The sequence below is a fragment of the Streptomyces sp. NPDC051561 genome, from assembly GCF_044454195.1.
GTDB lineage: Bacteria > Actinomycetota > Actinomycetes > Streptomycetales > Streptomycetaceae > Streptomyces.
On sequence record NZ_JBITDM010000001.1, the window covers coordinates 115,720 to 126,048 of the forward strand.

10 protein-coding genes are annotated in these 10,329 nt (G+C 72.2%); 2 read left to right on the forward strand and 8 right to left on the reverse strand.

Annotated elements, in window-relative coordinates:
* Nucleotides 1-35: 35 nt before the first annotated feature.
* The 5 genes from ACIA73_RS00505 to ACIA73_RS00525 form a co-directional block, all read right to left on the reverse strand.
* Complete coding sequence (locus ACIA73_RS00505; protein WP_399435996.1) at nt 36-821, reverse strand: lysophospholipid acyltransferase family protein; 786 nt, start codon at nt 819-821, stop codon at nt 36-38.
* Nucleotides 822-846: 25 nt separating this feature from the next.
* A complete protein-coding gene (locus tag ACIA73_RS00510; protein WP_399435997.1) occupies nt 847-2,064 on the reverse strand; it encodes a beta-ketoacyl-[acyl-carrier-protein] synthase family protein in 1,218 nt (405 codons plus the stop codon).
* The gene (locus ACIA73_RS00515) at nt 2,061-2,387 is read right to left on the reverse strand and encodes a hypothetical protein (RefSeq protein ID WP_399435998.1); all 327 of its coding nucleotides are present in this window, start codon (nt 2,385-2,387) and stop codon (nt 2,061-2,063) included. The genes ACIA73_RS00510 and ACIA73_RS00515 overlap by 4 nt, the downstream gene beginning before the upstream one ends.
* On the reverse strand, nt 2,380-3,675 hold the full coding sequence (locus tag ACIA73_RS00520) for a cytochrome P450 (protein ID WP_399435999.1): 1,296 nt from the start codon (nt 3,673-3,675) through the stop codon (nt 2,380-2,382). Before ACIA73_RS00520 ends, ACIA73_RS00515 begins: the two co-directional genes overlap by 8 nt.
* Before the next feature lie 293 nt (nt 3,676-3,968).
* On the reverse strand, nt 3,969-4,784 hold the full coding sequence (locus ACIA73_RS00525; protein ID WP_399436000.1) for a helix-turn-helix domain-containing protein: 816 nt from the start codon (nt 4,782-4,784) through the stop codon (nt 3,969-3,971).
* A gap of 290 nt (nt 4,785-5,074) precedes the next feature.
* On the opposite strand from ACIA73_RS00525, the gene ACIA73_RS00530 reads away from it, so the two are divergent.
* Both ACIA73_RS00530 and ACIA73_RS00535 read left to right on the forward strand, forming a co-directional pair.
* Entirely contained in the window at nt 5,075-5,359 is a 285-nt protein-coding gene (locus tag ACIA73_RS00530) for a hypothetical protein (protein ID WP_399436001.1), read from the forward strand.
* Nucleotides 5,360-5,463: 104 nt separating this feature from the next.
* Nucleotides 5,464-6,300, forward strand: coding sequence for an enoyl-CoA hydratase/isomerase family protein (locus ACIA73_RS00535; protein WP_399436002.1), 837 nt, complete (start codon nt 5,464-5,466; stop codon nt 6,298-6,300).
* Between the two features lie 10 nt (nt 6,301-6,310).
* Here the strand turns inward: ACIA73_RS00535 and ACIA73_RS00540 are convergent, their stop codons facing one another.
* The 3 genes from ACIA73_RS00540 to ACIA73_RS00550 form a co-directional block, all read right to left on the reverse strand.
* Nucleotides 6,311-7,261 carry an SDR family oxidoreductase gene (locus ACIA73_RS00540; RefSeq protein WP_399436003.1) on the reverse strand — a complete coding sequence of 317 codons (951 nt, stop codon included), beginning with the start codon at nt 7,259-7,261 and terminating at the stop codon, nt 6,311-6,313.
* Nucleotides 7,262-7,343: 82 nt separating this feature from the next.
* Nucleotides 7,344-8,639 (reverse strand): MFS transporter, encoded by a 1,296-nt coding sequence (locus ACIA73_RS00545; protein ID WP_399436004.1) that lies wholly within the window; start codon nt 8,637-8,639, stop codon nt 7,344-7,346.
* Between the two features lie 111 nt (nt 8,640-8,750).
* Nucleotides 8,751-10,160 (reverse strand): M18 family aminopeptidase, encoded by a 1,410-nt coding sequence (locus ACIA73_RS00550; RefSeq protein ID WP_399436730.1) that lies wholly within the window; start codon nt 10,158-10,160, stop codon nt 8,751-8,753.
* Between the last annotated feature and the right edge of the window lie 169 nt (nt 10,161-10,329).

The window sequence follows — 10,329 nt, forward strand, 5'->3', positions numbered from 1 at the left end:
GGTGCAGGTGCAGGGTCAGACGCGGGCCCCGGGTGTCAGCCGAAGCCGCCGTTGCGGCGACGGCCGACCCAGGAGTCCAGGGTCGTCTGGATGACCGAGCGGACCTGTCCGCTGAGGGCCCCGGCGCGCTCGCGCATCGCAGCGGCGCCCGTCGCGGGTTCGGTCCCGATCGGTTCGCCGAAGACCAGGGTGATCTTCGCGGGCAGCGGCAGGAGTCCGGCGAGGCCGAGCAGCGGCAGGGTGGGAGTGACGGGGGCGTACGGCAGGTCCAGCAGCCGGGCCAGCGGCTTGTAGTTGGCCAGCACCGGATACGCCTCCTCGGTCCCGATCACGGTGACCGGGACGATCGGCACCCCGGTGGCCATCGCCACGGCGGCGAACCCGCCGCGTCCGAAGTCCTGGAGTTGGTAGCGCTTGGCGTAACCCTTCCCGAGCCCTCGGGTGCCTTCGGGGTACGTCAGCACCAGCTGACCATCCGTCAGAAGCCGTTTGGTGGCAGCCGGATCGGTCGCCCAGACCTGGCCGGAGCGCCGTGCCTGCTCGCCCAGCACCGGGATCTTGAACAGCAGTTCGTCGGCGATCGCGTGCACGGTCCGGGCCCGTGGGTGATGCCGGCGGACGGAGGAGACGATCAGCACCGAGTCGAGCGGGATCATGCCGGCGTGGTTGGCCGCCAGCAGCGCCCCGCCCTCGTCCGGCAGGTTCTCCAGGCCGATCAGCTCGATGCGGAAGTAGTGCCGGGCGAGGAACTCCACCGCCGCGTCGACGAGTTGACGGGGATGCCAGGGTTCCCAGATGGGGTGCTGGGCGGTGCTGTACATGTGTGCGGGCTCCCGGTGGGGGTCGTCAGAACGAGGTGAGAGCGAGGACCGCGTTGTGTCCGGCGAAGCCCAGTGACTGGCTGAGCGCCACCCCGATCCGTTGCGCTCTGGGCTGCCCGGCCACCACGTCGAGGTCGATCTCCGGGTCGAGCTTGTCGAGGTTGGCGGTCGGCGGTACCAGGCCGTCCCTGATGCTCAGCACGGTGCAGGCCGCCTCGATCGCACCCGCGGCGCCCAGCGGGTGGCCCGTGACGCCCTTGACCGAGGTGACGCTCGGGGTGGACCGGACGGCGGCCCTGATCGCCCGGGCCTCGGTGACGTCGTTGAGGCGGGTTCCGGTGCCGTGCGCGTTGATGTGGTCGACCTCGGCCGCCGAGACTCCCGCGTCGGCCAGCGCTCCCCGGATCGCGGCGGCGGCCCTCGTGGCAGCCGGATCCGGAGCGGCAGCGTGGTACGCGTCGTTGGTCGCGGCGTACCCGGCCACCGTGGCCAGCGGGCGGGCGCCCCGGCTCCGTACCAGATCGGCGCTCTCCAGTACCAGCACGGCGGCCCCTTCGCCCATGACGAAGCCGTCGCGGTCGGCGTCGAACGGCCGGGACGCCCCGGCCGGATCGTCGGCCCTGCGGGAGAGCGCCCCCATCCGGGAGAAGCCGGTACTGATCAGCGGGGTGACGGAGGCCTCGCAGCCACCGGCGAGCACCACGTCGCAGGCCCCGGTGGCGATCAGCTGCCGTGCCTGGCCGATCGCACTGGTTCCCGACGCGCAGGCCGTGCAGACGATGTGGGTCGGCCCGTGCACACCGAACTCGATGGCGATCGGCGCGATCGGCCCGGTCGGCAGCGCCATCGGCAGGAAGTACGGGCTGACCTTGGCCGGCCCCTGGGCCAGCAGCCGTTGGTGCTGCGCCTCCAGGGTGTTCGCACCCCAGCCGCCCATGCCCAGCACCAGACCGACCCGGGTGCCGTCCCAGTTCCGGTGATCGAGACCGGATGCGGCGACCGCCTCGCGGACCGCCGTCAGCGCGAACTGGGAGACCCGGTCCAGCCGATGGGCCGGGCCCGCGCCCAGCAGGGCCACCGGGTCGAACTCCGGTACCCGGCAGGAGATCCCGACCGGGGACTCCCCGAGCAGCGGATCTGCCTGTGCGACAGAGCGGCCGGCGCGGATCCCGGCCCAGCTGCGCTCCGTTCCCACACCGGCCGGGGTCACCATCCCGATTCCGGTGACCACGGCTCGCCTCATCCGGACACCGACCCGGCGGCGGACGGGTCGCCACCACTGTGCCCGGCGGCGCTGTGGGCGGCACCGCTGTGTCCGGCGGCGGTCAGCTCGGCGCCGCTCAGCCGGGCGGCGAGCTCCGCCAGCGGCACCCGGGCGAGGTCGTCCGGCGCGGCCCCGGCACCGCCGAACTCCTCGGCGGCCAGCAGCACGAACTCCTCCGCCGCGAGGGAGTCCAACTGCATGTCGGCCAGGGTGGCTTCGGGCGAGATCAGTGCGAAGTCGACCTCCAGCGGGCCGATCAGCAGGCTGATCAGGCGGTGGTACGCGTCGTTCGGGTCAGTCACGGGAGTCCTCCGTACGGGAGTGGGCAGGCGTCGTCGCCGCGGAATGGGCGGGACGGGCAGGACGCGGGAAGGTCCGGTCCAGGGTGACCGGCAGTGCGAGCGCATCGGTGAAGCTCGGTCCGCCGCGGCGGACCAGCGGCCCACCGCGCCGGACGGAAGGGAGGTGTGCGGCGAGGCTCTCCAGGAAGGCTTCCGCCTGGGCTCTGGCGAGGGCCGCGCCCGGGCAGAAGTGGCCGCCCTGGCCGAACGGGAAGCCGGGGCGGTGGTCCCGGTCCGGGTCGAACGTGTCCGGGTCCGAGTCCGCAAAGGCGGCCGGATCTCGGTGTGCGGCGCCGACCATCAGGTGCAGCACCGTTCCCTCCGGGATGGCCGACTCACCGAGTTGAGTGGGGTGTTGGGCCCGGCGGGTGGCCAGTTTCACCGGCGGGTCCCAGCGCAGTGTCTCCTCGATCAGTGCCTGGCGGCGTTCCGGGGCGGTGGCCTTGCGTTGTTCGCGGGGGGTCATCGCGAGCAGCCGGTCGCAGAGGTTGCCGAGGAGGTGCGTGGTGGTGAAGAGGCCCGCCGCGATCATGACGAACAGCTGGCTGCTGGTGAACGGGGTGATGTCCGGGCCGGGTGCGTGTGCGGGGCGCGGCGCGGCGGCATCCCGCTGGGCGGTGAACCTGCCCAGGTAGCAGAGGAGTTGGTCCACGGAGTGGTCGGCCGACCCGAGTTCCTCGACCGGTCGGCGGATCTCACCGCCGGTGGAGATCGCCGTGGCGAGTTCCGCCAGCAGGCCCGCGTCCCGCTCGGGGAGGCCGGTCAGCCGGCACAGCACCTCGGCGGGCAGCCGCTTGCACAGGTCTTCGATCAGATCCGCCGTGGTGTCCCGGTGCAGTTTCCGGGCGAACTCCTCGACGGCGTCCGAGACCTGTTCCCGGATCGGGTCGCCGAGCAGTGTCACCGAGCGTGTGGTGAGCGCGGCCACCAACGGGCGCCGGTTGACCGGGTGTTCCGGCGGGTTCTGCATCAGCAGTGAGCCACAGAGCGCCGTGGTCGCCGCGCTCTGCCGCCAGCCGGGCGTGTGGACGTCCCGCCAGGACGCGTCCAGCATCACCAGCGCCGGATCGACCAGTGCCCGCCGTACGTCCTGGTGTCCCGGGACCAGCAGTGCACCCCAGGGGGTCCGCACCAGTGGCCCGGCTCCCCGCAGCCCGGCGTACACCGCGCCGGCCTCCGCGGGATCCGTGGTCCGCAACCAGCGGCGTACCAACTCCCGGCGCAGTGCGACCGAGTTGCCGGTCAGCACCCTGACACCGGCGCCTCGACAGCACGACTTTTCGGGCCGCACCTCAAACGAATACCTGTCCAGCGGAGGGGAATTCGCGGTTGCGCGAATTCAACGCCCTTGTCCAACACGCGAATGACTCACTTCGTATCGCCCTTGGAGCCGACCACAGCCCACCTGTGGTCGGGAAGACTCTGCGTGACACCGTGCCGAAAGTCCAATTCCCGTAACGGGTCGCGCAACGGAATCCCATTCACTGTCGGAATTCGAATGAATGGATGAGTTCCGCGTCGGGAGCCGGTGTCCGCCGGTGCCTAAGGGGTGCAGGTGGGAAGCACGGCGGTGAGCTGGTTCAGGTGATCGGGGTGGATGCGGATTCCGGGGAGCCAGAGGTGCTTTCCGTTACGGGTGACCTGGACCCAGATGCTGGTGTGCTTGTGGTTCTCGTCGGTGACGGCGACGCCGTTGGCGACCGTGCAGCGGGCCTGGAGGAGGTCGTGGTGCCAGACGCGGTCGGCGGAGTTGGAGGTGATGTAGGGGCGGTAGGGGCTGTAGGCGAGGGACAGTGCGCAGGAGTTCGTGCGGGGTTCCTGGCACTTCTTCTCGACGTTGTGGACCAGGACGCCGGCGTGGCCGCCGGTGTCTGCCTCGGCCTCGGCGCCCTGCGAGGGCTCTCCGCCGGGCTTGGCCTGGAAGGGCAGCAGGAGCAGCAGGGCCGCCACGAGTGCCGCCGCGAGGAAGGGGAGTACGACGGCGAGCGCGGTCCCGCGTCCGGAGAGGCTTCCCGCTTCACGCAGCCGCCGCCATCGGGTGGGGCGGGGCGGGGGTGCCGGAGCGAGGGCCACGGCGGCGGTGGCGGAGGGGGCTGGTTCGTCGGAGCGGTGCGGGTCGGCGGCTTCCCACAGGGCTCGGTAGGCGGAGGGGTCCGCGTCCAGCGCCCGGCACAGGTCTCTGACCACGGGCCAGGTTGGCACGGTCTCGCCGCGGAAGTAGCGGGAGAGGGACGAGTCGCTGATCCGGACCTGGCTCTCCAGGCTGCGCAGGGGGCGTCCCGATTGCTGCTGAAGGCTCCGTAGCGCCTCTCCCAGTTTCCGTGCTGCCGCTCGCTGGTCCGATCGCTGGCCGGTCATCGATGGGGGCGCCCTTCCGCAAGGCGGGGTTTTCGGCGTCCCGCCATCTGTCCCGTGTCCCGGGACGGAGACGTCCCAGCAGGTCAGGAATGTATTTATCCCGACATCGGTGAAGCAAGCGGGATCCGGTTGTGAAGGTGCAGCTTCCTGCGCAAACTCGGCATACCGGCCCAGCAGACCACCCCTGAGGGTGAGCGTGCCGGTGGTCGTGGCCGTCCCTGCGGACGCCGTACGGGCCGACTTCACGACCCAGCCTCTGATCGAACCCCTGACCGAAAAGGAACTTCGTCATGCGTGTACGCCTCGCACTCTCCGCCCTCGCAGCACTCTCCGTGGCCGGGCTCGGCCTCGCCTCGGTGACGCCGGCGGTCGCCGCACCCGTCGCGGCGACCCCTCAGGCCGCCACCGTCCAGGTCGCCGCCATCCAGGGGGCCGAAGGCCTCGACATCCACCGCGGCAAGTACTGGACCCTGGGCGGCTGCCAGACGGCCGGCCAGCAGGGCATCGACCGTGGGCACTGGGACCAGTACCAGTGCGCCGAGGGGTGGATGTGGAACCTCTGGACCAATCGCTGAGCAATTGACCTGCTCCCCGGGACGATTCCCGGGGAGCAGGCCTTAATCTGATGGGCCATCAGTTCACAAGTTCATGGCCATCGGCTCATCGGAAGTGGTGACGGATGATCGACACCCTCGGCACGGACGTCCCCGAAGGACAGGAGCGGTTGCGCCTGGACGTCGGGGAGGACGGGATCGGCACCGTCACGCTCTGCCAGCCCGGCAAACTCAATGCCTGGAGCTGGGAGTCCACCCGCCAGCTGGGCCTGCTCGCGGACCGGATCAGGTTCGACGACCGCATCCGGGCGGTCCTGCTCCGGGCCGAGGGGAGGGCCTTCTGCGCGGGCATTGACGTGACGGCTCCGGGCGGTGCCATCACCGGCCGCTCGGCCGCGCAGCGGACCCGTAACTACGCCGAGGGAATCCGGTGGGCGCACGAGCGGTTCGCGGCGTTCGCGCGGCTGCCGCAGCCCGTGGTCGCGGCGGTCCAGGGCTACTGCCTGGGCTTCGGGTTCGAGCTGGCGCTGATGGCCGACATCCGGATCGCCTCGCACGACGCGGTCTTCGCGCTGCCCGAGGCCCGGCTGGGCGTCGCGGTGGACGCGGGCGGCGACCTTCGTATCGCGCGGGACGCGGGGGCGGGCTGGGCGAAGCTGCTCGCGCTGACCGGCCGCCGTATCGACGCGGCCACCGCCGAGCGGCTGAAGCTGTTGCAGGAGGTCGTCGCGCGGGACGAGCTGGAGAGGACGGCCCGCGCCGTCGCGGCCGAGATAGCGGCCAACGCGCCCCTGGCGGTGCAGTCCGTGAAGCGTGGCATCGACGCCTACGCGGACGCGGCGATGGCCTCCACCCTGGACCGCACCGCCCTCGCCGCCGCCCTCACCCTCACCTCCGAGGACGCGGGCGAGGGGTACGCGGCGGGGGCGGAACGCAGGACGGCGCGTTTCGAAGGAGCGTGAGCCGGTCGCACTACACGAGCCCCTCCGGCCCGAACGGCCCGCGCCCCAGTTGCTCGCGCACCACGACAACCGGCGGGCTCACCACGCCCCGCCGCTGCCAGTTCGCCCCGTCGACGACGAGGGTGTGCCCGGTGATGTACCGGGCGTACGGGGAGGCGAGGAAGGTCGCCGCCCAGCCCAGCTCGCGCGGCAGCCCGACCCGCAGCGCGGGCTGCCGGGAGCCGAGACCGGGGGGCGTGTCCGGGGTTGCGGTGGCCTCCGCCATGCGCAGACCGCCGCGGATGTCGGCCGTCATGTCCTCGTGCGGCATCAGCCCGGGGACCAGTCCGTTGATCTGGATGCCGTACGGCCCCCATTCGACGGCCAGCGTCTCCACCAGGTTCTTCACCCCGGCCTTGGCGGCCGAACTGTGCGCGAATCCCGGGCCGCCGGTCCACGCGTACGACGCTCCGACGCAGATCACCGACCCCGGCGTCCCGGCGGCGAGGTGCCTGCGCCCGAACTCGCGGGTCATGAACCACGTCCCCGTCAGCGTGATGTCCACCACCGCCCGCCAGGCGTTCGGCGACATGTCCTCCGCCGGTACGGGGAAGTTGGCGGCCGCACTGTTCACCAGGATGTCCGGGGTGCCGTGCTCGGCGAAGACCTCGGCTATCCGCTCGGGGTCGCGGATGTCGCAGGTGGCCGTCCGCACGGCCCTGCCCAGCGACGCCAACTCGGCCTGTGCACCCGCCAGATGACCCTCGTCCCGGCTGACCAGCAGCAGATCCGCGCCGAGCCGGGCGAACTCCGCCGCGATCGCCTTGCCGAGTCCGGTCCCTCCCCCGGTGACGAGCACGGTCCGTTCCTGGTACGTCGCCGGGGGCAGCGCACTCGTACCCGCCGGCGGCGGCGCGGGCATCCCCTGCCGCGCCGGGCCGCCGACGGGGACTTCCGCTTCCGGCTCGCTCGCTTCACTCATTGCGGCATCCGAGCCCATGGCGCACGAAAAGGGAAGGCGCAGGGGGCCGGTCCCGCCTCTCGGAGGTTGTGTCCGGAGGCTCTCAGCGCAGTTCGGCCTGACGGACCGCGCGGGAGGTGAGGGCGAAGGCGGCGCCGATGATGCCGAGGACGCCGAAGGACAGGAAGGCGGTGGTGAGGTTCCAGGTCGTGGCCACGTGGTTGAAGAGGGGGTAGGTCAGGGGGGCCAGGCCCAGCGTGGTGAGGGTCATGACCGAGGTGATGCGGCCCAGGTAGGCGGGGTCACCGAGGGTCTGGACCAGGGCCTGGGCGAGGCCTCCGTGAATACCGGCGGCCAGGCCGCACAGGCTGGTCAGAGCCGCTGTGGTGAGGAGGGACGGGGTCAGCGGGAGGCAGGCGAGGCCCCCGGCGCCGAGGATCAGGCAGTACGCCTGGACCAGGCCCGCCCGGGGCAGGGTGCCCCGCAGGATGATCAGCAGTGCGCTGGCTCCCGAGCCGATGCTGTACGCGCCGAGGAGCCAGCCCGCCCCGGCCGCTCCCCAGCCCCTGCCGTTCGCCAGCAGGACCAGCCCGATGTTGAGTGACGCGATGCCGGAGAGCTGCCCCAGGGAGATGACGGTGACCAGCCGGGCCAGTACCGGGTGGCGGCGGAGGTAGCTGAGCCCGCCGCGCAGGTCCTCCCAGAAGGAGGTACGGGCGGGAGCGTCGGTGCCGGCGGGGGTGGCGGGTGGGTGGGGCGGTTTGAGGCGGAGGGTGATCAGGAGCAGCAGGGAGAGGCCGAACAGGGCGGCTGCGGTGCCGAACGCCAGCGCTGTTCCGTTCAGGGCCATCGCCAGGCCCGCCAGGGGGCCTCCGGCTGTGGCGCCGAGGCGCAGGGCCAGGGCGCGCAGGCCCTGGACCCTGGCCAGTTGGTCCGGCGCGGTGAGGCGGGGTGGCAGTGCGCCGATCGCGGGCAGGAAGAGTGAGTCCACCACCCCGAACACCAGGGCCGCGGCGATCAGGAACCAGAGCCCCGGACTGGCAAGGGCGAGTGCGGCTGCCAGCGAGAGCAGGACGAGGAAGCGTACGGCGTCACTGGCGATGACGACCTTGCGCGGGCCGATCCGGTCCGCGACCACTCCCCCGCCGAGCATCAGGGCCACCCGGGGGACCGCGCCGACGGCCAGCACCAGGCCGACGCGGTCGGAGCCGCCGATGTCCAGGGCCGCCCAGCTCAGGGCCAGGAAGTAGATGCTGTCGCCGACTGTGGAGAGCGTGTAGGCGGCGAGCCAGCGCAGCACGTTGACGTCGCGCAGTGCGGAGCGCCCCGGGGGAACCGGGGGGCGGGTCTGCGAGGGAGTGCCGGTGGCCTGCTGTGGGTCGTGGGGTGGGGCCGCCATGGTGGCCGTACTCCCTTCCTTGCGTGGGCGGGGTCCTCCGGTCGGTGGAGGGTTCAGCGAGTGGTGACGGGTTCGGCGGTCGGTTTCGGCAGTCGGTTTCAGTGGGTGGTTTCAGTGGGTGGTGAGGAAGGCGGCGAGGGCGGCGGCGAGGTGGTGGGGGTCGTCGGCTCCGCAGAGCTCGCGGGCGGAGTGCATGGAGAGGCCGGGGACGCCGACATCCACGGTGGTGATGCCCAGTTGGGCTGCGACCAGGGGACCGATGGAGGTGCCGCAGCTGCTGGAGTTGTTGGTGACGAAGGACTGCCAGGGCACCCCGGCCCGTTCGCACGCGGTGGTGAAGACGGTGTGGCTCTCGCTGTCGGTGGCGTACCGCTGGTTGACGTTCAGTTTGACGGCAGGGCCGCCGTTCGGCAGCGGGAGATGGTCCGGGTCGTGGCGCTCCGGGTAGTTGGGGTGGACGGCGTGGCTCATGTCGGCGGAGACGCAGTAGGCGCCGGCCCTGGCCCGCTCCCAGTCCTCGTCGCTGCCGCCCCGGGTGCGCACCGCACGGCGCAGCACGCTTTCGAGGAGGGGGCTGCTGGCTCCGGTGGCGGAGGTGCTGCCGGTTTCCTCGTGGTCGAAGGCGGCCAGGACCTGCACGGGCTGCGGGGCGGACCGGTCGGTGGCGGACCGGTCGGCGGCGGCGTGCAGGAGGGCGGTGAGCCCCGCGTGGGTGGAGACGAGGTTGTCCAGCCGGGAGCCGACCAGGAACTGTTCGCCGTCGCCGAGGAGGGCGGGGGGCTGCAGGTCGTGGAGCATCAGGTCCCAGGCGGCTACGTCGGCGGCGTCGAGGCCCGCCGCCGCGGCCACCTTGCGGCGCAGGTCTCCGTCCGTGGCGGGCCCCAGACCCCACAGCGGGCGGATGTGGTGCTGGCGGTCCAGGCGGAGGCCTTCGTTGGTGTCCCGGTCCAGGTGGATCGCCAACTGGGGGACGCGCAACAGGGGTTGGTCGATGCGTACGAGGCGCGGGGTGCCGTCGCGGAGGGTGAGGCGGCCGGCCAGGCCGAGGTCACGGTCGAGCCAGGTGTTGAGGGGCACTCCTCCGTAGATCTCGACGGCGATCTGGCGCCAGCCGGCGGCGCCGGTGTCGGGGCGGGGCTTGACCCGGAGATTGGGAGAGTCGGTGTGGGCGCCGACGATGCGGTACGGGGCGTGGGCGGGGGCGCCGCCGGGGACGTACCAGGCGATCAGGGTGCCGCCGCGTACGAGGTAGCGGCCGCCGGGGCCGTCCTGCCACGCGTCCCTGGCGTCCACGCGGACGAATCCGGCCTCGGTGAGGCGCCGTCCGGCCTCGGCGACCGCGTGGTACGGGGTGGGGGACGCGGTGAGGAAGGCCATCAGGTCTTCGGTGTGGGTGGAGGTGTGGTCGAACGCGGGGCGGGGCGGGGCCGCGGAGGCCCGGGAGGAGGCTCCGTTGGAGGCGGCGGCCCGGGAAGGGGCTTCGTCGGGGGCGGGCGTCGGGCCGGTGGGGCGGGGGGCCACGGGGGTCTCCGTTTCGGCGTCGGAGGAACGTCGTACGACGGCTCCCAGCAGGTCTTCGAGCGGTTGGCCAGGGTCGGCGCACACCTCGTCGAGCAGGTCCGCGTACCAGGTGAGGAGGCGCTCGGCGGTTTCCTCGTCCCACAGGTCGGCGGCGTATTCGAGGAAGGCG